Here is a 24,567-nt window from a genome sequence, read left to right on the forward strand (position 1 = left end):
CAAAATGCTGAACATCATTGTGGATCAGACCAGACAGGCGGTAGCGTTGGCTAAACAAAATAAACCGCTTGTGGTTATCGAGCAGGATATAGTTGCCGGAAAATATGCTTTCAGTACGGCTATTAAAAAGCGTGACTGGACACTGATTGCCGAGTGCAAGCTGGCTTCTCCGGCTAAAGGAACGCTGTGTGCCGGCTATTCGGTACCGGAGCTTGCCGGAGTTTTCGCCGCCCATGGCGCCGCCGCGTTATCGGTGCATACCAACGCCGCTTTTCGCGGCAGTATTGACGATATTGCCAGGGTAAAGCAAACGATTGATTTGCCGGTGTTATGCAAAGAGTTTATCCTTGACGAATACCAGCTCTATGCGGCCCGGGCAGCAGGCGCCGATGCTGTACTGCTTATTGCTGCCATATTAACCGCAGACGAACTTGTCCGCTTTATCGGGATTGCCGCCGATTTGGGGATGGACGCATTGGTGGAAGTGCACACCCTGCCGGAACTGCAGCAGGTGCAGCAGACAACGGCGAAACTGATAGGCATCAACAATCGCAATCTGGAGACCTTTACCACCAGTATCGAGCAAACCTTTGCCTTGCTGCCCTATTATGAACCGGGAGGGCGCTTGCTTATCAGCGAAAGCGGCATTACGGCCAGGCAAGACGCGCTAAGACTGAAACAGGCTGGGGTAAACGGCATATTGGTCGGCGAAGGGCTGGTAACAGCCGGGGATATTGCCGCTAAAACCCGCGAGCTTGCTTTGCTCAGTGCTAAAGAGGAAGGGAGAGACAATAATGCCTGATAAAAATGGAAGATTTGGCAGCTACGGCGGCCGGTTTGTGCCTGAGACGGTTATACCGGCCCTGATTGAACTGGAGGAAAGCTATCGTGCCTTGCAAGCAGATGCCGGTTTTCAAGCTGAAGTGGAGTTTTACTTTAATGAATATGCCGGGCGTCCCACCCGGTTGTATCATGCCGCCAAGCTGACGCAGCATTATGGACGGGGACAAATTTATCTGAAACGGGAAGATTTGCTCCATACCGGCGCCCATAAGATTAACAATGCCATTGGTCAAGCACTATTAGCCAGGAGAATGGGGAAGAAACGTATTGTCGCCGAGACCGGCGCCGGTCAGCATGGGGTAGCCTGCGCCACGGTGGCGGCGCTGTTCGGCATGGAGTGCTGCGTTTTTATGGGCCAGGAAGATATGGAGCGGCAGGCGCTGAATGTTTTCCGCATGCGCCTGTTAGGTACACAAGTCATGCCGGTCACCAGCGGCAGCGGTACGCTTAAAGATGCTACCAGTGAAGCCATCAGGTACTGGGTAACCCATATTCAGGATACCCACTATATTATTGGCTCAGTAGTCGGCCCGCATCCGTATCCGATGATTGTAAGAGACTTTCAGGCAGTTATCGGCCGGGAAGTCACCCGGCAGGTTGAAGAAATTGGGGCTGAGCTAAAATATATGGTTGCTTGTGTTGGCGGCGGCAGCAATGCCATGGGAATTTTTTATCCATTCCGAGATAACGCGGCAGTTTGTAAGATTGGCGTCGAGGCTGCCGGCAAAGGGCTTAGCACCGGTGAACATGCGGCCTCATTGACCCACGGCAGGCCTGGTGTATTGCATGGAGCTCTAAGCTATCTCCGGCAGGATGGTGAAGGTCAGGTTATTCCGGCTTACTCTATATCAGCCGGTCTTGACTACCCGGGAGTTGGGCCGGAACATGCCTGCTTCAAAGATAGCGGACAGGTAACCTACACGTCGGTTACCGATAAGCAGGCACTGGCTGCTTTTCAACAGCTGGCGCGGCTGGAGGGAATCATCCCGGCGCTGGAGAGCTCTCACGCTTTGGCGTACCTGGAAGAATTAATGCCACAGACCAAGGCAACGGACGCGATTGTTGTCTGCCTGTCAGGGCGGGGCGACAAAGATGTGCAGATGGTGGCCGATGTATTGGAGGGACGGATATGAGCAAGATAACGGAAAAATTATGCGATTTGAAAGCAGCGAGGCGCAAAGGCTTAATTATTTATCTGACAGCCGGTTATCCTGATTACCATGTTACGTTTGAGACCGTGAAGGCGCTGGAAGCCGCCGGCGCCGACATAATCGAACTTGGACTGCCGTTTTCCGACCCCATGGCCGATGGTCCCATCATCCAGCAGGCAGCAACCCAGGCGCTGGCGGCAGGCGCCACCACCGGCAAGTTACTGGAATTGACAGCGCATATCAGGCGGGAAGCCTCTATACCACTGGCAGTTATGACCTATTACAATCCTGTACTGCAATACGGGGTGGAGAAGTTTGCCGCTGATTTTGCCCAGGCCGGTGTTAGCGGATTAATTATTCCTGATGTGCCACTGGAAGAGGCAAGTGCCGTAGAACCTGCCTGCCTTAAGACCGGTCTTGACCTCATCCGGTTTCTTGCTCCTACCACCACTCCTGCCAGATTAAAAGACATTTACCGGCAGGCTTCCGGCTTCTTGTATTGTATTTCAAGTACCGGAGTCACTGGTGTGCGGCAGATTGACTACCAGCAGTTAGCGCCGCTGTTAGCGGCTGTCCGCCGGGAAACAGATTTACCCCTGGCCATTGGTTTTGGAATCGGCAGCCCGGCTGCCGCCTGTCAAGCCGCTCAGCACGCTGACGCAGTCATTGTCGGCAGCGCTGTTATGGAACGACTGATGCAGGACGGGGTTGAGGCGGCAGCGGAATTTACCCATTCGCTCAGACAGGCGCTGGACAGGGAGTGTGGCTGCTGATGCGAATATATCCGGGCAAGGAGGAATTTTGCCAGTTAGCTGATCAATATACGTTATTGCCTGTTACCATGGAATTGTCTACCGATTTGGAAACTCCGGTTTCCCTGTATTACAAACTGGTGGGAGAAAGTCCGGGATTTATTTTGGAAAGTGCGCAGACAGGCAAGACCTTTGGACGGTATTCCTTTATCGGTACAAAGCCGCTGGCTGTTTTTACTGCCTGCAAAAACCGGGCTGACATAACAGTTGGCGAATGTTCAACACAGGAGAGCGGCAAACCGCATCTGGTGTTCAAAGATTTTTTAAAGAAGTTTTCTATGCCCAAGCTGCCGGAACTGCCGCCTTTTGCCGGTGGCGCGGTGGGATATGCCGCCTATGAAGCGGTAGTGTCCTGGGAACGGGTACGTGGCCTGGATATTCCGGATGAATTGCCGCTTATCGAGCAAATGGTTTGCCAATACATCCTGGTTATGGATCATCTGACTCATTCTACCAGGCTGATAAATTTGGTGCATGTCACGTCAACTGCTCAGGCCTCTGGCGCCTATGAACAGGCAGTACAGGAGCTGACGGAATTAGCGGCCAAGCTTAAACAGCCTGTTCCTTTGCCTGAGGATGAGTCAGAGCAGACAGGCCGGCCGGTGGCAGCCGACAGAGTCGGGGAGGCGGTACCGGGTAAAGAACAATATCTGGCGATGGTAGAACAAGCCAAAGAATACATTGCGGCAGGCGAATTATTTCAGGTCGTGCTGTCACGCCCTTTCCACTACCGGTTAGCCAGTCCGCCGTTTTCACTATACCGGCGGCTGCGGCAAGCCAATCCCTCACCGTACATGTTTTATATTAACTTTGGCGAACGGCAGCTTGTCGGGGCTTCGCCGGAGCGGCTGGTCAAGCTGGAAGACAACAAAGTATTGACTTGTCCGATTGCCGGAACGCGCCGCCGGGGTGAGAGCGCGGCGGAAGATGAGCGGCTGGCCGGGGAACTGCTGGCCGATATCAAAGAGCGGGCCGAACATGCCATGCTTGTCGACCTTGGCCGCAATGATTTAGGACGGATTAGCGTGCCGGGAACAGTGCATATTGACAGGCTGATGGAAGTGGAAAAATACTCCCATGTCATGCATATTGTGTCAGAGGTGTCCGGACAACTGGCGCCTGAATTTTCGGCTGTGGATGTGCTCACCGCCTGCTTTCCGGCAGGTACGGTGAGTGGTGCGCCTAAAGTGCGGGCCATGGAAATCATTCACGAACTGGAGGGGGATATTCGCGGTCCTTATGCCGGCGCGGTTGGATACTTTGATTTCAGAGGTAATATGGATACCTGTATTACCATCCGTACGCTGATGATTGACAGACAGCAGGTGACGGTTCGGACCGGGGCGGGCATTGTCGCCGATTCCATACCTGAAATGGAATACCGGGAAATTATGAATAAAGCCCGGGTATTAATGCAATTGCTGGAGGAGGCTCCGATAACATGATTTTACTGCTCGATAATTATGACTCGTTCACTTATAACGTGTATCAGTATGTGGCTGGTCTGGGCTACCCGGCAACGGTCATTCGCAATGACATGACTACCATAGAAAAAATTGCCGGGGCGGGATATCGCGGGATCATTATCTCACCCGGACCTGGAACTCCGGCAAATGCGGGTATTAGCAAAGCGGTTATCGAACGGTTTGCCGGACAAGTTCCCATATTGGGAATTTGTCTTGGCCACCAGGCTATCGGTGAAGTATTTGGCGGAAAGGTGGTTCGCGCACCGCAGCCTGTGCATGGCAAAGCCGAGTACATTATTCACCGGGGGCAGGGCATTTACCGTGATTTGCCCAAGCCGTTTACTGCGGGCAGATATCACTCACTGATTGTTGATAAAGCAGGACTGCCTGACTGCCTGGAAATTACGGCCAGTTCGCAGGATGATTTAATTATGGGCCTTAGACACCGCAAGTATGATGTAGAAGGAGTGCAGTTTCATCCTGAGTCTATTCTGACGCCCCAAGGAAATAAAATACTGGAGAATTTTCTTGTTAAGGTAAGATAAGTTTCATACACTTCTCATAAAGTAATAAATATATTTTAAAGAAGATTTCCGCTTTCTTGCAGAGGAGTATACCGATGAAAAGCTTGAAAAATAAAGTTAAAACTTCTATAATATAATCAGGTTGGTTGTTAGGGGCAACTCTTTTGGAGGACAATGGCTGTAATACTTGGCTTTTTTGCTAAGGATTCCGGCCATTATATTTGAGCACTACAAGGAGGGGGAAGAAAGATGGAAGTGGGCGGTATCTACATACCGGAGCCATTACATGCCGTAGTGGCATTTATTACAGACTACTCATACCTATCCAAACTGGCAGTATCTGTTTTTATTTTTTTTGTATTTTGGGGATTTCAAAATCTCTTTACTAATTATATCTTTGCATTTATTCTCAGGCTTATTCACCGAAACAATGACACTCAGGAGCATTCTTTTCTTAATACTGTCCGTGTACCTATCAGGAATTTAATTGTACTTGTCGGTATTTACCTTGCCTTGCAAAACTTCTTGCCTGACACCTTCAACTCTGTACTAAATAATATATTGAGAACAGGCAGTATTATTTTATTTTCAAGTGCTATAAATGCATTAATCGGTTATTATTCTGAAAACCAAGATAGAATCCACCAGATTTTTAATCACGAAATAGACAAAATTTTAATTCCGTTTTTTTCAAAAGTAATGCGGTTTGTTGTGCTGGCGTTAGCCTTTGTTGCCATCGCCAGTACCTGGGGCTATGATGTCAATGGTTTTATAGCCGGTCTGGGGCTTGGCGGCCTGGCTTTTGCCCTGGCAGCAAAAGACCTTATTGCCAATATTTTCTCCGGAATTATTATTATCACAGACAAACCGTTTAGTATTGGCGACTGGATAAAAGCAAGTGATGTTGAAGGAACGGTTGAAGACATTAATTTCAGAAGCACTAAAATTAGGGCTTTTGACGCGGCACTGGTTACTGTTCCTAACTCCAATCTGGTAAATACTTCTATTATAAATTTTACCAAACGTAATTTACGCCGGATAACTTTTCAATTAAACGTGCGTTACGATACCCCCAGTTATAAGTTGGAAGCATGCATTGCCGGGATTGAAAACATTCTCCGGACACATCCGGAAATTGATCAAAAAATGATATTTGTCAAATTCGATTCCTTTGGAAAAAATGGTCTGGAAATATTTTTATACTTTTTTGCTAAAACCATTGTTTGGGAAAAGTACCTCAATATTAAGCAGGATATTAATCTCAGAATTATGGAGGTTTTGGAGAAAGAGGGTGTGTTTGTTGCCTTGCCAAGTACCAGTGTTTATGTTGAGCCCTCTATGACAGACAATATCGCAGAAAAAGCCCTGTAACTGTGTGGTTGGTGCTTGAATAAAAAACAACCGCATGGTATAGTAGTAAAAATAGCAATTAAAGACTATGAAGAGGAAAAGTAAGTATATCTATTGCCGCTACAGAGAACCGGAAAATGCTGAGAACCGGTACGGGTTGGTATGCTGAAGTTCACCTTGGAGTTGCTTGCTGAAATCCGGTACCTTTGTCCGGATGGTAGGCGGAGCCGGAGACCTTCACCGTTAGCAGCGAAGGAGAGTATCGGCGTTAGGCCTGTACTTTATTACGATGTTTCGCCGGCAGGCGGACAACAAAGGTGGTACAGCGAGATTAACTCTCGTCCTTTTAGGGGACGGGAGTTTTTAATTTTATGGAGGGATACTATGCTTAGAAAAGTTGGATTTTTAGGACCGTCAGGAACATATTCTGAGGAAATTGCCTTAAGCCTTTATCATGAAAGCGAAGCCCGGCTGGAACCGTTTAGTGCCATTGATGCCGCAATTAGAGCGGTTGCGGCCGGTGAAGTGGATGAGAGTATTGTACCGGTGGAAAATTCCCTGGAGGGGTCGGTCAATATTACCCTGGATACCCTTGCCCATGATGTTGATTTATATATTACCAAAGAAGTGGTCTTGCCTGTCAGGCATAGCTTGCTGACCAAAAAAGACGGCAACGAAAACATTGCTGTAATTGTTTCTCATCCGCAAGCGTTGGCCCAATGCCGTAAAACCTTAGGGAAGCTGTATCCGCAGGCTAAACTCCAACCGGTTGAGAGCACAGCCGAGGCGGCCAGAATTGTTGCTGCCGGTGATGGCCGGTATGCGGCTGTCGGCAGTGTGAAGGCGGCCGAAATATATGGATTAAAAATATTGGCAGGCGATATTCAGGATAATATCGCTAATTCAACCCGGTTTATTAGTCTGGAACGGCAACCGGTACGCCAGGTACAGGGCAACTGCAAAACCTCACTGGTATGTCAGATCAATGGGCTGCGTCCAGGCAGCTTGTACAATATATTGCAAGAATTTGCCGCAAGAGAAGTCAATTTAACCAGGATAGAATCTCGCCCTGCCCGTACCGGACTGGGATTGTATATATTTTTTCTTGACATGGAAGGCAGTACGGCGGAAAGTAATATTGCCGGCGCTGTTAAGGCCATTGAAGAAAAATGTTTGTGGTATAAGAATCTGGGTTCTTACCCGGTCTATCATACCGGCAAGTAGCAATATCTATGGACTCCTATAAAAGCTGCTGTTAAAAGTATGCTGTTAAGTAATGCTTATGTGCTTTGCAGGTCATAATAACTCCGAAGGAGGTGTTATTATGACAAGAAAAGTTGCGGTGGAGGATAACCTGTCAGCAATTAAACAAGTGTTGACACAAAGGGGCTTTACCGTAGTAAGCCCTGAAAGCAAGGAAAATGTAATGGCTTGTATAGTAACAGGTATGGATAGTAATCTAATGGATATTCAGCATACGGTTACCAAAGCTCCGGTTATTAATGCTGACGGCATGACGCCAGAGCAAGTAGTTGCCCGTATAGAATCACTTCAGTAAGTTGTCAACAAAGGCCCCTTCGCTGGTGTGAAGGGGCCTTTGTTCTACCAACAGAAAGTATAACTTTCTTAAGAACAGGCTGAGGGCAACAGCGGCTTCCGCTTTCGCCACAGGCTCGGCACAAGCCGTGTTTTCTTTATACACGGCTAAGATAATAAGAAACGGAAGGATTTTACCGGGAGCAAGCGGAATATACATAATTAGTAGTCTGCCAAGCCCAAATCCACCTTATGGCTTTAGACCTGGCAGACTGCCAGAGATTACTTATGGTGGTGAATTATATGGGCAAATATAAAGTTGTAGTTACCGGACGAATTATGCCGGCAGGTTTGGCGATGCTGAAGGAGCATTGCGAGATCTATCAATGGGAGCAGACCGCAAGACCGCGAGTAGCGGATTTAAGCGAATGGCTGCGTGATGCCGAGGGGCTGTTTGTTTCGACAAATATTCCTGTCAATGAGGAATTACTGGCAGTTGCGCCCCGGTTAAAGGTAATTGCCCAACCGGCAGTAGGCTACGATAGTGTGGACATTCCAGCTTGCACTAACCGTAAAATTCCGTTTGGCAATACCCCCGGCGTTCTGGTGGAGACAACGGCCGAACTTGCATTTGGACTGCTGCTAACTGCCGCCCGGCGCATTCACGAGGGCTGGGACTGGGTACGGGCCGGAAAGTGGCAGCCTGGCGTGCTTATGCCTTTTGGCGTAGATTTATATGGAAAAACACTTGGCATTGTGGGGATGGGGGCAATTGGCTCGGCTGTTGCCAGACGGGCTCAAGCCAGCGGGATGAAAGTAATTTACAGTAACCGCAAGCCACGCCCGGATCAAGACGCACTTAAGGCTGAGTATCGCCTGTTTGATGAACTGTTGGCCGAAGCCGATTTTATTGTTGTGCTGACACCGCTTACCGCCGAAAGCAGGGGAATGTTTGGCGAAAAAGAATTTGCAAAAATGAAGCCAACAGCCTATTTCATAAATGCTGCCAGAGGTGCGGTGGTGGATACGCAGGCTTTATATAAGGCACTGGCTGAAAAGCAAATTGCCTATGCCGCCTTGGATGTTACCGATCCTGAACCGTTACCGGCAGATCATCCGCTCTTAACACTATCCAACATTCTTGTAGTGCCGCATATTGGCAGCGCAACAACCGAAACCCGCAATAAGATGGCGATGCTGGCAGCGGAAAACTTACTGCTGGGATTAGCCGGCAAGCCGCTGGTGACTTGCGTAAATCAGGAAGTCAATTATCGTTAGCTATTGCCGCAAAGCCGTCCCCTTGCTTCTGACAGTTTGTATGAAAACTTGCCCATTCGTTTCTTACAATTAGTTTCTTGTTAGCGAGCTAGCTCTATTTTATTATAGTGTAAAGACTTTCAGCTCACTTGACTTTTGCAGTAAAATCAGCTAAAAAAGGCCTGAAGTCCTTAAAAATCAAGGAGTTCAGGCCTTTTTTATTTTGTCACTTATCTGGAAAATTATTTTCCCGGTTAACGCGGCTGTTTTTGTTCAGCCGGGAAATTTGCAATAGAGCTTGAACAGCACGGCTTGTGCGCCAGATCTAACAAAGATATAACTGGTAAAAAACAGCAGAGGAGAGAGGCTTGTGAAAAGTATCCGGACTTTTTTTATACTTGTCATTACCGGCATTACCCTTCTGGTATTTGGCATTCAGACCTATGTTTCATCAACCCAGATTAGAGAATTTGTCGTGGCTCAACTGGAAGAAAAGCTGCTGCTGCAGGCTTCGCAGGAAGCGACGACATTATACATCCCCCTCAAAGAAATTGCCGATGAAGCAGTGGCTCTGGGCAATATGACTGCAACTATGCCGGAGTATCGTGACGAGATTATAGTTAATTATGTTATGAAAAGCGTGCAGAAAAGCAAGTCGTTTGCCGGAGCCGGCGTAGCGTTTGAACCATACGGTTATCAGCCGGATGTGAAAAATCATTTCCCGTACATCGGAAAGGACCAGAACGGCACCCCGGCTTTGACCTGGGATTACAGCGTAGTGGATTATCATGCGAGAGCGTGGTACAAATTGGGCATCAGTTCGCAAAAACAAATTGCTTATTCAGAGCCCTATTTGGATCAAAGTGATGCCAGCCGGATATGGGTAAGCTGCGTTCATCCGATCGAAAAAAACGGGAAGCGCATTGGCGTGTCCGCAGCGGATTTTACCCTGGATACTTTTAAGAAGCAACTGACCGACATCCGGGTGGGGCAGAACGGTTATGCCTTCGCGCTTACCCGGACTGGTTTAGTAATCGGCAATTATACCGGCCCCGGCACGGAGCAGGTAAAAGATTTGTCGGTACAACTTACTCAGGTGGCTGACAAGGATTGGCAGACGTTGGGTCAAGCTGCGCTTGAGGCGGACAAGCCGGGAGTTATGCGGGTAAACGACAATTATATCGTATATTCCCCGGTAGGTGACAGCGGTATGACTCTGTTCCTGGCCTATCCGGCGGCGGAAGTCTTTGCCGGATTGAACAAGCTGGTGTATTTCAATATCATTTTGGTGATTGTTTCCCTGATTTTACTCGTATTGGCCTTAGCCTATGCTGTAAACCGGCGTATTATCACGCCGTTGCAAAGCTTGTCCGAAACTGCTAACCGGGTTGCCGCCGGTGATCTGAGCAATCTCAAGGCAGAACAAACGTCAAATGACGAGATCGGACGGCTGGCGGCGGCATTCCACACCATGTCCGGCAATTTGCGAACCCTGATGGCGCAGGTCATGCAGTCGGCACAATCACTGGCGTCTTCGTCAGAAGAGCTGACGGCAAGTGCCGAGCAGTCGGCCCAGGGGGCAAGCCAGACAGCAACGACCATTACGGCGGTAGCAGCCGGTACCGAACGGCAAACCGAAGCCATTAACGAAGCCACAGCGGTTGTTGCCCGCATTTCCGACGAAATCAATCAGGTGGCCGGCAATGTCGGCATAGTTGCGACAACTTCCGGGCAAGCATCAGGCGCTGCCAAAGAAGGGAGCAAAGCCGTCGAAGCCGCCGTGCGGCAAATGGCTGCTATTGAAACTAAAGTAACACATTCTGCCCAGATTGTAGTTAAGCTGGGGGAACGCTCCCATGAAATCGGCCAGATTGTCAACACTATTGCCGGTATTGCCAGTCAGACCAACCTCTTGGCTCTTAACGCCGCGATTGAGGCCGCACGGGCCGGGGAACAAGGGCGCGGCTTTGCGGTAGTGGCCGAAGAAGTCCGCAAACTGGCTGAACAGTCCCAGGAAGCCGCCAAGCAGATTGCCGGGCTCATTAGCGAAGTCCAAAGCGAGACTGCCAGTGCAGTCACCGCCATGGATGAGGGCACCCGTGAGGTAAAACTCGGAGCGGAAGTCGTCAATAATGCCGGTCATGCCTTTGCCGAGATTGTGGCACTGTTTGAGCAGGTATCCGAACAGGTGGGCAAAATAACGGGGGCGGTGCAGCGGGTTGCCGGCGGCAGCCAGGATATTGTTACTGCCGTACAAGACATTGCCGGCATAAACCAGGATACTGCCGGACAAACCCAGACAGTTTCAGCGGTTACCGAAGAACAGGCAGCATCCATGCAGGAAATCTCTGCCGCCAGCGAGTCGCTGGCTAGAATGGCGGAGACGCTGACGCAGGCGGTAAGCAAATTTAAACTGTAGCTAAAACTGTATACTAATCCCCCTGTTCCGCATTAACTGGAAAGAGATTCCTGGAAATTCTTTGTTAAACAGGACAACCCGCTCCTCTTTGCATTCATTCGTACTTGATTCTAGTGGCGGATTTCAGCCGCTCATGAGGGCGGTGTCCTCCTCGGCGCCGAAATCCTCCGGCACATCCCCCGCCGTGCGGAAACGGAAGAAACGGTTGATGACCTTCACCATGACATACGTAACAATAAAACAATAGACGGCGGCAATAAGGATCCCGGCGGCTTGCACCGTCAATTGCTGTGGATTCCCATAAAGCAGGCCGGCAGCAGGAGCCAGGGAAGGATCAGCAAAAATTCCCAGCAGGAAAGCGCCTAGCAGGCCGCCGACACCGTGGAGCGCCCAAACATCCAAGGTATCATCATAATTGCGCTGTATGCGAAAGAGTACGGCGTAATAGCAGGCGAGTCCCGCGATGGCGCCGGCCAAAATAATTGCCCAGGGGACAACATAGCCGGCCAAAGGGGAGCTGACAATGAGCCCTGCCAAGGCGCCGAAAGAAAGGTCTAAAATCGTCACCTGTTTGTCATTGCGGTAGTAGGCTAACATCATCCAGACGATGGCCCCGGCGGAGCTGCCCAGCAAGGTGGAAACCATGGCCACAGCGGCGGTGCCGCCGGCTGCCATGGAGCTGCCGCCATTGAAGCAAAACCAACCGGCCCACAAAATCCCCATGGCAATCACAACATTTGTCAGATTACTGGGGCCCTCCTTGCCCGTCTCCCGGTTGCCGACGGCTTTTACCGCTGCCAAAGCGGAGAAACCGGCGATCATATGGACCGGCACGCCGCCGGCAAAATCCACATAACCCCATTGCTGCAAAATACCGCCGCCCCATACCCAATGTACCACGGGGCTGTATACCAGGAGACTCCAAAGAGAGATAAAAAGCATATAAGGCAGTAAGCGCATCCGACCGACGACGGCGCCGCAAATCAATGCCGATGTTATAATGGCAAATGTCGCCTGAAAAACAAAGAAAAGCGCAAAGGAAACCGTAGGTGCAAAGGCACCGGCCTCGATCCCGATATTGCGCAGGAAAAGATAGTCTAAACCGCCAATCAGGCCTCCGAGAACATCACTGCCGAAGGCGAGGGTAAAGCCCAGCAGGCTCCAGACAATGGTGATAACGGGTATGGCAATACAGGTTTGCATCAGCATCGTCGGCCCATAGCGCCTTTCCGTCAGGCTGCCATAAAGAACAGCCACCGCCGGAGTCATGAACAAAACAACACAGGTACAAATTAAAATAAATGCGGTATCTCCAGCTTGAATCATCTTTATGATCATTCCTTTCGTGCGCACGTTGTGCGCTTCATTCAGATACCAGCAGCGGTTAGATTATTACCACAACAATTTTTCCTTGCCGCTGCATAAGCACATCAACAATCCCACCTTTCTGAATAATCAATATTTATTTGCTATATTAAAATATAGCAAATACCCACCAGCCAGTATTGTATAATGTTAGGATTTTCTGGTGTTATTCTTAGAAAATATGTACCTTCCGGTTTTCATTTGGTGAACGGAATAGTTTGTTCAGTGTCCGTTTATAAGGATACATTCCAGCTGGAATTTAATTCTTATGACGTGCGTGGCAGCCGGCAGCAGGAAGTGGCAGGCAGAGTGCGAATATATACCGATAGTAGCTTGAAAGGCTGGTATTTATGAAAAGCAGATTGTTCCTTTCCCTACTATCTGTCATTGCAGTTACTTTGTTCATAGGAGCGGTTCCTGTGCAAGCAGCTGGGCAGATTTCTCGGGATGCCGGTGTGGATCAATTGAAAGCCGATGACAACAGAACCAACAAACTTCGTCACGGTTACATCAAGCATGCTGGCGACAAAGTGTATTACTATTGGTGATTTTTAGTATGAAGGCTGGGCCTCACAGAGGCTGAGCCTTTTATTTTTGCCCTGACGGGAAAGTTCGAAATAATTTTCCCGAAAAATATTTGTAAAAAAATTCAAATTAAGCAGGATTTTAGCTGCGATTGTGTAAGTCTTCACTCAATGGTTGTATTCCGCTGCCAGATTGAGATGAGAGGATGATATATATGAACCAACCCATTCATGAACTTGTACAGCACGGACATGATTATGTTGTTGCAATGAGGCGGCATTTCCGAAAGTTTCCGGAGCTAAGCGGACAGGAGTATGAAACTCAGAAAAAAATCATATCCGAACTGACAGCTATGGGGCTGGAGCCCCGTTCGATCGCCGGGACAGGGGTTCTGGCTGAGATTACGGGAGGGAAGGCTGGCAGAACGGTGGCTATTCGTGCTGATATTGATGCGCTGCCTATTCAAGATGAGATTGAGCAGCCTTACTGTTCACAAAATGCCGGTTGCTGTCACGCCTGCGGCCATGATGGTCATATTGCCATGCTGCTTGGCAGTGCTAAAGTTTTTAGCAGCATTAAGGATGAACTGGCAGGCAATATCCGGCTGCTATTTCAACCGAGTGAAGAAAGCTTCCCCGGTGGTGCTCTTGCTATGATTGATGAAGGCGTGCTGGATAAGGTGGATACGATTATTGGGGCGCATCTCTGGCAGCCGCTGGCAGTAGGGACAATGGGGATAACCTATGGCCCGATGATGGCTTCGCCGGATCAGTTTACTATTACGATTAAAGGTCGCGGCGGTCATGGATCAATGCCGCATCAAACAATTGATCCGTTGTACGTTGGCGCTCAGATTGTGCTGGCTTTAAAAACCATTACCGGCAACCAGGTAAATGCCAAGGAGCTGGCTGTGCTGTCAATTGGGATGTTTAAATCAGGCGATGCTTTCAATATAATTCCGGATACGGCAATCTTGCAGGGAACGGTACGGACATTTGCGCAAAATATCCGCGAAATAATTTTTGCTAATATTGACAGGATTTGCAATGGAATTTGTGCTGCTGCAGGCGCTGCGTATACACTGGAAAGTCTGTACGGCTTTCCGCCGGTTATCAATAATCCGCAAGTGGCACAAGTTGTCGCCACAGTCGGAGAAAAGGTCTTAGGCAAGACGGCAGTAATTGAATTAAGCCCGGCCATGGTAGGTGAGGATTTTGCTTACTATCAGCAGCAGGTACCGGGTTGCTTCATGTTTATTGGTGTTGGTAATGAGGCCAAAGGGCTTGTTTACCCTCATCACCATCCTAAGTTTGATATGGACGAAAGGGCGCTTAGCCATGGGGTCGAGGTTATGGTGAATTCTGCCTTGCATCTGTTAAAGGCATGATTTAGTATGAAATAGCAGGGAGGTGAGGATTTTGAGTCCGGTTAAAATTATTTTAACGCTAATTCCTTTTATCTGGACAATTGGTATGATTCCTTTTGTCAACCACGTTAAGCCAATGGTTATGGGTCTGCCGTTTTTAGCCTTTTGGCTGGTAGCTGGAATTATTGTAGCATTCTTATGCATTAAGGCTCTTTATGCCATTGACTCAAAAAATAATAAAGAGGCGGAATGAGCACCATGAACGAAAGAAGGGGACGTAATAATGAGTAATGAGGTAATTGCGCTTATTGTTATTTTTATCTTTGTTATTGGCGCTACTATTGTTGGTATGATTCCCGGTATGAATAAGAAAATGAGTTTGGAAGAGTGGGCTGTTGGCAACCGGAGTTTCGGCCGATGGCTTAATTGGTTTATTATGGCTGGCGAGATCTATACTGCCTTTGCTTTTTTGGGAGCAAGCGGCTGGGCCTACGCGCGTGGCGGACCGACTTTCTATATCCTGGGTTATGGGGCGCTGGCCTATGTAGTAGGGTATTATTTGTTGCCAGCTATTGCCAAGTAGGCCGCAAGCATGGTCTGATGACGCAGCCGGATTTGGTGGAAAAGCTATATAGCAGCAAAGCCTTGGGCATACTCACGGCTTGTATAGGGATAGCTTTCCTGATGCCCTATTTGCAGCTTCAGCTAACAGGGCTTGGCCTGATTATTGAAACTTGCTCCTATGGGCAAATTACCCGTGTACCGGCTATGCTGATAGCCTTTACTATGGTGGCTACCTTTGTGTACATAAGCGGTTTAAAGGGTGTTGCTGCCACGGCAGCGATAAAAGATGTTGTTATGATGGTTGCCGTAGTATTTTTCGGTTTATATCTTCCGGCACACTATTTCGGCAGTGTCGGCGGTATGTTTGAAGCCCTGGATGCGGCAAAACCGGGTTTCCTAACTTTGCCTGGCGGCACTAAAAATTTGGATGTAAGCTGGGTGATGTCAACTTTAGTGGTCACCAGCTTAGGCTTTTACATGTGGCCTCATTTTTCCGCAAACAGTTTTAGTGCTAAAAACAATGAAGTATTACGTCATAATGCCGTGTATTTGCCATTATATCAATTTTGTTTACTTTTCCCGATGCTTATTGGTTTTACGGCGCTGCTGGTGCTGGTACCGGCACTTAAGACACCTGACATGGCGTTTATGGCCATTGTTCAGCAAGTTTTCCCTGGCTGGGCTCTCGGCTTGGTGGGCGGTGCCGGGGCGCTGGCCTGTATGATACCGGCGGCCGACTTGCTGTTGTCTACTTCGATGCTGTTTTCGCGTAATGTATATGGACGGACAATAGGTCAGAATGCCAGCCCGGCAACTATCGGCCGGCTGGCAAGGATGGTTGTGCTTGTTCTGACGGCCATTGCTCTGGCACTGGCTATATTTGTTCCCAATATGCTGGTAAACCTGCTCTTAACCGGCTATTCCGGCGTTACTCAGTTCTTCCCCATGCTTGTGCTGGGTTTGTGCTGGAAGAAAGCCACAAAGCTGGGAGCCTATGCCGGGCTGATTGTGGGTGAAATACTTGTTTTTGCGCTCATTCTTGGAAAAATGGACCCACTGCCTTTTGCCAATTTGAACCTAAATGCCGGGTTTGTGGCATTAGTAGCTAATGCTGCAGTCTTCGTTGTAGTAAGTTTGTTAACTTATGACGCGAAGCTCGACCGCTCTGCTGCTACGGCAGTTAACCCCAATAACTTCCAGGTGTAAAATAAAACCCGGGCTTATGAGCCCGGGTTTTATTTTGCAAACTAACAACATACTCAGAAAGAAAATCTTTATAGGACTGCGTGCAGCTAGAGGATATTGGCTTATAATGGTGAAGTATACCATGTGTATAACTTTCTTAAAAACAAAGGGCAAGGGTAGCATTGGCTTCCGCTTTCGCCAGAGGCTCAGCGCCAGTCGTGTTTTCTTTGCAGATTAACTAGTAAGAAGCTAATAGGAGGATACATATGTGGACCGTAGTATATATAGCTTCTAACCGTGCACAGGCTGAAATGTTTAAAAATGTACTGTGCAATGAAGGTGTACTTGCTAATATTCGTCCGGCAGGAGTCGTTTCCGCGCTCGGGGATGGCATGTATGAAATTTTGGTTTTGGAGTCAGAAGCCGACGAAGCTAATTCTATTTTATGCCAATACGTAACACGTTAGTTTTAGTTGCAGATGGAGTTAGAAGCACATCTATAACTAAATCGCATGACTTGCAGGGAATTTTTTCTATGCTCCCGCTGACTGAAGCTGAAGTCGAAGCACCGGTTAGTTATTAGGTAACCAGCAAATAGCATAAGGAGTGATACGATTTGTTGAAAAAAACGAAAATTGTTTGTACTGTGGGTCCCAGCACAGATAAACCAGGTGTTTTAGAAGCCATGATGGCTGCCGGTATGAATGTTGCCCGGTTTAATTTCTCTCACGGTTCTCATGAAGAACATGCGAAACGTATTGCCAGAGTAAGAGAGGCTGCCCAAGCTGTTAACAAGCCAATAGCGCTTATGCTTGATACTAAAGGACCGGAAATGCGTCTGGGTTTGTTTGCCGATGGCAAGGTCTGTCTGGAAAAAGGCCAGAAATTTGTGCTGACAGGACGCGAGCTTCTGGGCACCAAAGAGATCGCTTCCGTCAATCATAAGTTTTTGCCACAAGAAGTTGCCCCCGGACAAACTATACTTATTTCCGATGGTTTGGTAAGCCTTCACATTGATGCAGTTGAAGGCGATGATATTATTACTACGGTGAATAACAGTGGGCAAATTGGCGACCGCAAACGGGTTGCGGCACCTGGTATTGCCGTTAACCTGCCGCCCCTGTCCGAGCAGGATGTTGCCGATATTAAATTTGGGATTGAAAATCAAATGGATTTTATTGCCGCTTCTTTTATTCAGCGGACAGCCGATGTACTTGCTATTCGCAAAATACTGGAAGACGCCAATTATTCAATGGATATCATCCCTAAAATTGAAAATGCCGAAGGTGTTAAGAATATTGATGAAATTATTAAAGTGTCAGATGGCCTCATGGTGGCAAGGGGTGACCTTGGCGTAGAAATTCCCGCTGAAGAAGTGCCACTGGTGCAAAAGATGCTTATCCAAAAATGTAATAAGGCTGGTAAGCCTGTTATTACGGCTACCCAAATGCTGGAATCAATGGTAACCAATCCGCGGCCTACCAGAGCGGAAGCCAGCGATATTGCCAATGCCATTCTTGACGGTTCGGATGCTATTATGCTGAGTGGTGAAACGGCTTCCGGACAATACCCGCTCGAGGCTGTCCAGACCATGGCCAGGATTGCTATGCGTACAGAAACCTCACTAAGTCACAATACCATTCTGCGAGGCAAAGGCATTCAGCTTCAGCGGACAACTACAGATGCTATCAGCCATGCCACCGCGCAGATTTCTTATGAATTAGGTGCTGCCGCAATTGTAACGGCAACACAAACAGGCTATACCGCCAGAATGGCATCAAAATACCGCCCTCAGGCTACCATTGTGGCCGTTACCCCCTGTATGAAAACGGTGCGCCGGATGCTGTTATTATGGGGTGTTTATCCGATTTTGGGACCCAGCTTCAATAATACTGACGAAATGGTGCAAAGTGCGGTCGCCAGTTCACTGCAAGCCGGAGTTGTTAAAGACGGTGATTTAGTTGTTGTTACTGCCGGTGTGCCTGCCGGTATGTCTGGCACAACTAACATGATACGGGTGCATATTGTCGGCAATATCCTGATGCGTGGCACAGGTATCGGGCAACGGGCTGTAACCGGTAAAATTGCTATTGTAAATTCTGTTAAGGATATTCAAACTAAATTCAAAGACGGCGATATTTTGGTGGTTAGCAGCATTGATGAAGATACTGCCTCTTATGCGGTTAAGGCAGCGGCCATTGTTGCTGAAGAAGGTGGACTGACCTCTCATGCCGCTATTGTGGGAGTAAGCTTTGGCATGCCGGTACTTGTTGGTGTTGAGGGCGCTACTGAACGTCTGCAGGATGGTTCCATTGTTACTGTGGATGCCGCCCGCGGTATTGTATATCAGGGAGAAATTAACGCTCGATAGGGAGAACCCTTATGTCAGTATGGTTGCTTGCGCTAACGCTGATTGGGATAATCTTAGCCGCCTGGTGGTACTATACCAGGCGGCTTGATTGGCAATTTGCGCACATTACAGCTCAATTAAATAAAATCACTAATAAGCGGCAGGTAAAAGCTGCTGCCGGCAAACGCATACTTAGCCGGATTTATAAAATTATCAATACCAGCTTGCATGCCGGTAGGACAGCTGATGCTTACCGTGCGTTTGATTCGTTAAAGCTGGCTTTAGGCCATGGGTTAGGGAGGCCGGGAGAATCGGTGCGGCTTACTGCCGCTGTATATCTGGCTGTAAAGTCAAACCAGCTTGATATTGCCGGCCACGGTATTGATGCCTTTCGGCCTTTGTTGAAGAATATGAAGCCTGGTGAAGTGCCGGCCGCAGTTGAACAGCTTGCACTTATTGCTGTTCTCAGCCTGAAAAAGCGTCAGAATTTCCTGGCTGCCCGGGCAGTGGAGGTTATTGCTGCCGGCATGGGGGCAGCGGCAGATGAAGCCGACCGTGCAGCTGCCATGCGGGCGCTGCGGCTTATCGGGGTGTTTGCTCTGCGCCGGCAGGATACCGGTCTTGTCCTTGAACTGCAGCGTAAACTAGAGACTTGGCTGACGGCCGTACCGTCAACGGTTTCGAGCCAGGAGCAGGTAGCCGGAATACTATCGTCCTGGTTGCACCGGATAGTAAAAACCGGTGATGCCAGCCAGCTTGCAATACTGACACAATACATCGATCAACTGGTGAAAAAAGGGCTATTAACAGAGCAGGCAATAACAATAATCATTGCCGAATGCAATTATTTAGCAGGTATGGACAGCCGGAATCCTTATAGCCGGCTAACCGGTGCAATCTCCATGGCAAATCTCGAACTGGCGGTACAAATGAGAACCGTCAGTATTTGGCGGCAGGCGGTTGATGGCGCCGGACAGGCTGCCAGACTGGCTATAGCCCAACGGACCTTAACAGAATGTTTTGCTGTTGGCTATCCATTGTTTGAAATGGGGCGCCGTTTACTTATTGCAGAACTCAATGCCGGCCCGCTGCAGGACAACTTTCGCCAACAGGCATTATATGTATTGGTGCGGGAGTGTCTGCAACTGATAGAATTTGTTGGCAGGCAAAACTTTGCTGTAACCGCCGCCGATATCATTGAACAAATCTACCTTGACTGGATTAAGCGACAGGGAAACGCCGGACATAACAAATCAATCAAGAAGTTTTGTCAGCTGTTATTTTTGTATTGTACCAGGATTAAACGCCGTCAAAAGCGTGCGACAGCCGACGGGGCTGACTTCAATACCGGCGAAGGGATAACCGCAGCCGACCGTGAGCAGTTAAAAAGGCTTGGATTTATTTCAGAATAAAAAACAAGGGGCTGTGGCAACTTTGCGAAAAGTTACCCAGCCCCATTTCATATATAAGCTTGTATCACATGGTCCTGTTATGCTTATGCCGGAGAGGATGCTGCTTGGGAAAGCTGCCGGTAAGAGCCAGGCTTACTAAAGGGATAAGGCTGCCGGCTCTGGTGATAAGCAGGGCCATCCCGGTGCTTAAAGCAAGAGTGACCAGATAGAAAGCAATCACAGCAGGTGGTGTTAACGGTATCGAAGCTTTAGTAAGTTGAGCAAACAAATGATACATAACTAGTGGATGCACAAGATAAATCAGATAAGAGTATTCTCCCAGCCGGCTTAACAAGGCCGACAACCACTTGGACAGTGGTGTGCTGAAAAGGTTAAACCAAAATAGTGTCGCGCCTACTGTATATAATACGCCAATAGGACTGAGTTGGTGGACGGTATTAACGGCTGCTTCCAGACTAAACTGTTTAAAGTAGATAAAGTAATAATAAGCCAAGAGCATTCCGCCCAGAGTCACAGTAAAGAATATAGTAACCCTTTGCCTGTACCGCTCCAAAGCGGCCTGAAATTGAGGATAGAGTTCAGCACAAACGGCACCAAGGATAAAGATAAACAGGTAATGAAAAATCCAATAATTCATACGGTATTGGACAGCCACATTCAGGTAATAGTTGTCAAACCCGGTTTTAAGCAGATAGCTTGAATAATAATTAAAGACGATTTGCCCGAAGAGCAGCATGAGCAGGCTTGTTGCCGGAGCTTTGACAATCAGGCGTGTAAGCTGCCGCCATAATGGCATAAGGGCATAAAACCAAAGCAAAATAACCAGAAAATAGAGTTGATAAGAAGCCAAACCAAAGAAAAAATATTCATATACAGTTGGCAGATGCCAGATGCCGGCATCACCGCTTATCCAGGTATAATGGAGCATATACAGAATTGACCAGGCCAGATAGGGTAAAAGTACGGATTTAAAGCGGCGGCGCATAAATGCCGGATAATTAAAATCAGCGGCCAACGGCTGACTGATAAATAGCCCGAATGCCGATACAAAGAAAAATATCGGCACACTAAATCTGGTGAAAATTTCAAAAAGAGCAAAAAGGTGCGGACTGCTATCCGGGTAGGAAAGCGAATAGGCGCCTGTATGGATGCCGATAACGCCAAGCATGGCCAGGCCGCGAATATAATCAAGGGCAACGATATGCTGCTTATTCATACTGTTCCACTCTTCCGTAGGCAGAATGTTGTTTGACTGGCAGCGCCGCCTGTTTGTACTGATTGGTCAGGTAGACCCCGGCAATAACCAGTATGCCGCCGAAAATAGTATAGCCGGTTAGTTTTTCTCCTAACAGCCAAACGCCGGTTAAAATGGCGAACAACGGATTCAAGTAGCTGAAGACGGCAGTTTTCACAGGTCCGATACGTGCGACTCCGGTATACCACATATAATAACCGTATACAGAGCATAGTATTGCCAGATACAATGCCGCACCGGCAGTCGGCCAGCTTATGGTCGTTACTTGCTGGATAAAAGGCAGGGGTGCGATTTTTGTAGGGAAAAAAGCGAATGGCAGCAGCATGATTGTACCGAAAATATGAATATAAGCTATGGCTGTGAAGGGGCGGTATTTCTGCAAAAGTGATTTGCCGTACAGGGTGAACCCGGCCCAAACTAAGGCATTGGATAAGAGCAGGAGATTACCCAGCAACGTAGCTGACTGAAATATAGTGCCCAGCTGACCATTGGTAATGATCAGGCTTACACCGACAAAGGCCAGCGTAATACCGATACCGCCGACGGTGCCGATTCTTTCCCAGCCTAATGCCGCTCCCAGTAGTGCGGTAAAGATGGGACTGGTAGCAATGATGAGTGCGGCATTGATTGTGGTAGTATAACTAAGCCCGGTATAGTGAAGGTAAAAATAAGATGTAATTACCAAAAACCCCAAAAGAATGAACTTCGGAATATCTTTGCGCTCAATGGTACTGCCGCGGTCCATTTTTGCTAAAATAATCGCAAAAAGGACAGCCGCGAGAATAGCGCGGAAAATGCCTAAATTAATGGGTGACAGCTCATACATGCCAATTTTGGCGGCAGCATAGGAAGTTCCCCAGAAAAATGAAACGCTTGTTAGTGCCAGGTAAAATAGTGATAATGTGTTCATTGGCAATCCTTTCCGGGACAAAGTATAGTAAAACCACTATTTATTATAGGCCGTAACTGCTGAAACTGCAATAAAAGTTCGGTTAATTCAACCTATATAGCTTTAAACTTAGCCAATTTTTCAGTTGGCAGAAAATTACCGGATAATGTATAATCATTATTAATAAATACTATATTTTAAAAAAAGGAGAGAAAACTCATGAATATGACAGTGACAGAACGGGCACAAGAATTTATTGCCCAGGAAGGTGGCGTAATCACGGTTAAAATTGAGAAACGCCTGATACCCGGTTGCAGCAGCCTCCAGACAGCAGATGTTCCGGCCGTGCATGTGGGCGAGCCGCAAAAACACGAAAAGGACGATTATCAAACGTTTACCATTGATGGAGTTATGGTTCATGCCCACAGTTCGGTGGTTAATTATAATGACAAAATTCTTTTACGAATTGATACGGAAACAAACTTGTTTGGGAAAAAGCTGGGGATGTTCGGCTTGCCGGTTCCGGCTCAAACCTGCGGCACATGTTCAGCCTGCCAGTGAAGCACCGAGTTTTCACCGCGCCGCAAAGTAAATAAACTGCCGCAGGTCTCTTTAAGGCCTGCGGCAGTTTATTTATCCTTTAAGATTGGTGGCACAGCTGGAACAACCGCCGCCTTGTTCTTGCATATATTCTTCCAGGCGTCCATTGTTGTACAAAATCATTTCAGCTAAGGCCATGGGTAAAACTTCGGTCAAAAGGACTTCCATAGCGTTGTGCATAGCTTGCTTTTGGTCTCTGTGGCTTAGAGCGGTTGTTAACTTTTCCTCAATAGGCTCACGATACGTGGTGAGCCAACGCTGATAATGGGCAACTAATGAGGGTCCATCAAAATACATGGTCAGTCACATCCTTTTTTATATATTCTGTATTACAGTAATTCCATTCATCACGATTGGCGGGTCAGATTAAGAGATAATATTTTAGTTAAATGTGCCAGAGAATAGCACTCAAACATGGAGCAATGTTTAGAAAAAAGCGGAATAGCGCTATTTTGGCTCCAACGTTCTTTGGGTTGGGTGTTAAGCCATAAAATTCGCTTAACCTTTTTGCTGATCAGCGATAATTCGCCGGCGGTTTCGAGCGGCGCCAGTGTATTGGCATCACTGATAATAAATAGCAGGGTAGAAGGTGACAACAGTTTTTTGTATTGAGCTTCTAAACTTGTTAAAGCAATATAAAGATTAGTACCTTGCCCCATTTGGGCGGAACTTGATATTAGTTCTTCCGTAACCTGAGCAAAATCATCTCTGCCGCGAAAATAACCGGTTACCTTTTCCAGGTCGGTGGCAAAAACAAAGGATTCAATATTTTTCACAACACTGGACAGACCAAAAAGCAGTGGCAGGGTAAACCGGACATATTTGGTCATAGAGGCTGATACATCGCACAAGACAACAATATTAGGCTTATGAATTTTTTTGGTTTTATATTTTAAAGAAATCATGATACCGCCATAGCGCATATTGCGGCGAATACTTTGACGGATATCAATGAGCTTGCGGCGTCCGGTCATACGGAAACGGCGGGAGATACGAGTTGTCAGACGATGCGCCAAACGCTTGATAAGCGAAGTAACTTGTGGAATTTCGTGTTCGGCAATGTCTTGCATATTTTTGTACAGCAGGGGATTGCGTCCTGTGCCGCCGAGACCTGCTGCTGAATCCACGACATGATCCAACTCGTCATACCCCAATAATTGCCGCCGAGCGGCTGCCAATTGTGCTAAATCTTCCGGCGACAGTTGTCGCTGCCAGAATGACAAAGAGCTCTTGAGCAAATTTTCCACTACCGGCTGAAACGATTCCTTGACATTATGGCCTGTCGAGGTTTTCTCCAGAAATTCCTGCAGCCGCTGTTTTTCTGCTTCAGGCAAGAGCTTATAGACATCCCTAAGTTCGTCAGGAATATCAAGCGGACGGCCCTGAAAGACCAGTTCTTCCTGTGCCTGCTGCGATTGCTCAAGATCAAGCTGTTGTTTGGAATCCCAGGCCTCACGCTGCTCTTGCTTTGCTTCAGGCGGTACAAAAAACAAATTGAAGGTTTGCTCAAAGGCTGCTTGATCTTCCGCATTCTTAATTAGTGTGCTTTTCAAAGCTGCCCGGAATTCGTCCCTGTCAAAATTATCAATGATTGTCAGACTGTTTACGGCATCAATGGTCTCTGCAATGCTGATCCGTACTCCGAGCTGGCGTAAAATCTGAGCAAATCCTACGATATTATCGGCAAGTGAGTTCAAT

24 protein-coding genes and 1 other annotated feature are annotated in these 24,567 nt (G+C 47.9%); of the genes, 18 read left to right on the forward strand and 6 right to left on the reverse strand.

The annotated features are described in order from the left end of the window. Window positions 1-4: 4 nt before the first annotated feature. The 8 genes from GT1_RS06115 (at window position 5) to GT1_RS06150 (ending at window position 7,704) form a co-directional block, all read left to right on the forward strand. The gene (locus tag GT1_RS06115) at window positions 5-802 is read left to right on the forward strand and encodes an indole-3-glycerol-phosphate synthase (RefSeq protein ID WP_188397995.1); all 798 of its coding nucleotides are present in this window, start codon (window positions 5-7) and stop codon (window positions 800-802) included. Further along, the gene (gene trpB, locus GT1_RS06120) at window positions 795-1,976 is read left to right on the forward strand and encodes a tryptophan synthase subunit beta (RefSeq protein WP_188397996.1); all 1,182 of its coding nucleotides are present in this window, start codon (window positions 795-797) and stop codon (window positions 1,974-1,976) included. Before GT1_RS06115 ends, trpB begins: the two co-directional genes overlap by 8 nt. Continuing rightward, complete coding sequence (gene trpA / locus GT1_RS06125) at window positions 1,973-2,767, forward strand: tryptophan synthase subunit alpha (protein ID WP_188397997.1); 795 nt, start codon at window positions 1,973-1,975, stop codon at window positions 2,765-2,767. Before trpB ends, trpA begins: the two co-directional genes overlap by 4 nt. Continuing rightward, a complete protein-coding gene (gene trpE / locus GT1_RS06130; RefSeq protein ID WP_188397998.1) occupies window positions 2,767-4,251 on the forward strand; it encodes an anthranilate synthase component I in 1,485 nt (494 codons plus the stop codon). Before trpA ends, trpE begins: the two co-directional genes overlap by 1 nt. Next, the gene (locus GT1_RS06135) at window positions 4,248-4,817 is read left to right on the forward strand and encodes an aminodeoxychorismate/anthranilate synthase component II (protein WP_188397999.1); all 570 of its coding nucleotides are present in this window, start codon (window positions 4,248-4,250) and stop codon (window positions 4,815-4,817) included. Before trpE ends, GT1_RS06135 begins: the two co-directional genes overlap by 4 nt. A gap of 228 nt (window positions 4,818-5,045) precedes the next feature. Next, window positions 5,046-6,167: a mechanosensitive ion channel family protein gene (locus GT1_RS06140; RefSeq protein WP_188398000.1), complete on the forward strand. Its 1,122-nt coding sequence runs from the start codon at window positions 5,046-5,048 to the stop codon at window positions 6,165-6,167. 58 nt (window positions 6,168-6,225) lie between these two features. Beyond that, window positions 6,226-6,495: a binding site (T-box leader), on the forward strand. Between the two features lie 35 nt (window positions 6,496-6,530). Continuing rightward, a complete protein-coding gene (gene pheA / locus GT1_RS06145) occupies window positions 6,531-7,370 on the forward strand; it encodes a prephenate dehydratase (RefSeq protein WP_188398001.1) in 840 nt (279 codons plus the stop codon). A gap of 100 nt (window positions 7,371-7,470) precedes the next feature. Next, the gene (locus GT1_RS06150; RefSeq protein ID WP_075755763.1) at window positions 7,471-7,704 is read left to right on the forward strand and encodes a YkuS family protein; all 234 of its coding nucleotides are present in this window, start codon (window positions 7,471-7,473) and stop codon (window positions 7,702-7,704) included. Here the strand turns inward: GT1_RS06150 and GT1_RS06155 are convergent. Continuing rightward, complete coding sequence (locus tag GT1_RS06155) at window positions 7,693-7,902, reverse strand: hypothetical protein (protein WP_188398002.1); 210 nt, start codon at window positions 7,900-7,902, stop codon at window positions 7,693-7,695. The genes GT1_RS06150 and GT1_RS06155 overlap by 12 nt on opposite strands. A gap of 83 nt (window positions 7,903-7,985) precedes the next feature. Between GT1_RS06155 and GT1_RS06160 the strand changes: the two genes are divergently transcribed. Next, complete coding sequence (locus GT1_RS06160) at window positions 7,986-8,960, forward strand: D-glycerate dehydrogenase (RefSeq protein ID WP_188398003.1); 975 nt, start codon at window positions 7,986-7,988, stop codon at window positions 8,958-8,960. A 349-nt stretch (window positions 8,961-9,309) separates the two neighbouring features. Beyond that, window positions 9,310-11,358 carry a methyl-accepting chemotaxis protein gene (locus GT1_RS06165; protein WP_188398004.1) on the forward strand — a complete coding sequence of 683 codons (2,049 nt, stop codon included), beginning with the start codon at window positions 9,310-9,312 and terminating at the stop codon, window positions 11,356-11,358. A gap of 123 nt (window positions 11,359-11,481) precedes the next feature. On the opposite strand, the gene GT1_RS06170 is transcribed toward GT1_RS06165, so the two are convergent. Beyond that, complete coding sequence (locus GT1_RS06170) at window positions 11,482-12,684, reverse strand: ammonium transporter (RefSeq protein WP_188398005.1); 1,203 nt, start codon at window positions 12,682-12,684, stop codon at window positions 11,482-11,484. 778 nt (window positions 12,685-13,462) lie between these two features. Between GT1_RS06170 and GT1_RS06175 the strand changes: the two genes are divergently transcribed. The 7 genes from GT1_RS06175 (at window position 13,463) to GT1_RS06200 (ending at window position 20,125) form a co-directional block, all read left to right on the forward strand. Beyond that, window positions 13,463-14,635, forward strand: coding sequence for a M20 family metallopeptidase (locus tag GT1_RS06175; RefSeq protein WP_188398006.1), 1,173 nt, complete (start codon window positions 13,463-13,465; stop codon window positions 14,633-14,635). A 22-nt stretch (window positions 14,636-14,657) separates the two neighbouring features. Further along, complete coding sequence (locus GT1_RS06180; protein ID WP_376742001.1) at window positions 14,658-14,867, forward strand: DUF3311 domain-containing protein; 210 nt, start codon at window positions 14,658-14,660, stop codon at window positions 14,865-14,867. 30 nt (window positions 14,868-14,897) lie between these two features. After that, a complete protein-coding gene (locus GT1_RS22130; protein ID WP_223226084.1) occupies window positions 14,898-15,197 on the forward strand; it encodes a hypothetical protein in 300 nt (99 codons plus the stop codon). Between the two features lie 17 nt (window positions 15,198-15,214). Then, complete coding sequence (locus GT1_RS06185; RefSeq protein WP_255430412.1) at window positions 15,215-16,384, forward strand: sodium:solute symporter; 1,170 nt, start codon at window positions 15,215-15,217, stop codon at window positions 16,382-16,384. Between the two features lie 245 nt (window positions 16,385-16,629). Beyond that, window positions 16,630-16,830 carry a putative signal transducing protein gene (locus GT1_RS06190; RefSeq protein ID WP_075755755.1) on the forward strand — a complete coding sequence of 67 codons (201 nt, stop codon included), beginning with the start codon at window positions 16,630-16,632 and terminating at the stop codon, window positions 16,828-16,830. A 149-nt stretch (window positions 16,831-16,979) separates the two neighbouring features. Continuing rightward, entirely contained in the window at window positions 16,980-18,734 is a 1,755-nt protein-coding gene (gene pyk, locus GT1_RS06195; RefSeq protein ID WP_188398008.1) for a pyruvate kinase, read from the forward strand. A gap of 11 nt (window positions 18,735-18,745) precedes the next feature. After that, window positions 18,746-20,125 (forward strand): hypothetical protein, encoded by a 1,380-nt coding sequence (locus tag GT1_RS06200; protein ID WP_188398009.1) that lies wholly within the window; start codon window positions 18,746-18,748, stop codon window positions 20,123-20,125. Window positions 20,126-20,189: 64 nt separating this feature from the next. Here the strand turns inward: GT1_RS06200 and GT1_RS06205 are convergent, their stop codons facing one another. Both GT1_RS06205 and GT1_RS06210 read right to left on the reverse strand, forming a co-directional pair. Beyond that, the gene (locus tag GT1_RS06205) at window positions 20,190-21,341 is read right to left on the reverse strand and encodes an acyltransferase (RefSeq protein ID WP_188398010.1); all 1,152 of its coding nucleotides are present in this window, start codon (window positions 21,339-21,341) and stop codon (window positions 20,190-20,192) included. Further along, window positions 21,334-22,290 (reverse strand): DMT family transporter, encoded by a 957-nt coding sequence (locus GT1_RS06210; protein ID WP_188398011.1) that lies wholly within the window; start codon window positions 22,288-22,290, stop codon window positions 21,334-21,336. The genes GT1_RS06205 and GT1_RS06210 overlap by 8 nt, the downstream gene beginning before the upstream one ends. Before the next feature lie 198 nt (window positions 22,291-22,488). Here GT1_RS06210 and GT1_RS06215 point away from each other — a divergent pair, with 198 nt between their 5' ends. Beyond that, entirely contained in the window at window positions 22,489-22,830 is a 342-nt protein-coding gene (locus GT1_RS06215) for a CC/Se motif family (seleno)protein (RefSeq protein WP_188398012.1), read from the forward strand. A gap of 72 nt (window positions 22,831-22,902) precedes the next feature. Here GT1_RS06215 and GT1_RS06220 read toward each other — a convergent pair whose 3' ends face one another. Continuing rightward, complete coding sequence (locus tag GT1_RS06220) at window positions 22,903-23,166, reverse strand: hypothetical protein (protein ID WP_075755749.1); 264 nt, start codon at window positions 23,164-23,166, stop codon at window positions 22,903-22,905. A 50-nt stretch (window positions 23,167-23,216) separates the two neighbouring features. After that, the gene (locus tag GT1_RS06225; RefSeq protein ID WP_188398013.1) at window positions 23,217-24,566 is read right to left on the reverse strand and encodes a VWA domain-containing protein; all 1,350 of its coding nucleotides are present in this window, start codon (window positions 24,564-24,566) and stop codon (window positions 23,217-23,219) included. Window position 24,567 lies beyond the last annotated feature (1 nt).

Origin of the sequence: Sporomusa sp. GT1 (assembly GCF_014634905.1) — a bacterium.
Taxonomy (GTDB): domain Bacteria; phylum Bacillota; class Negativicutes; order Sporomusales; family Sporomusaceae; genus Sporomusa; species Sporomusa sphaeroides.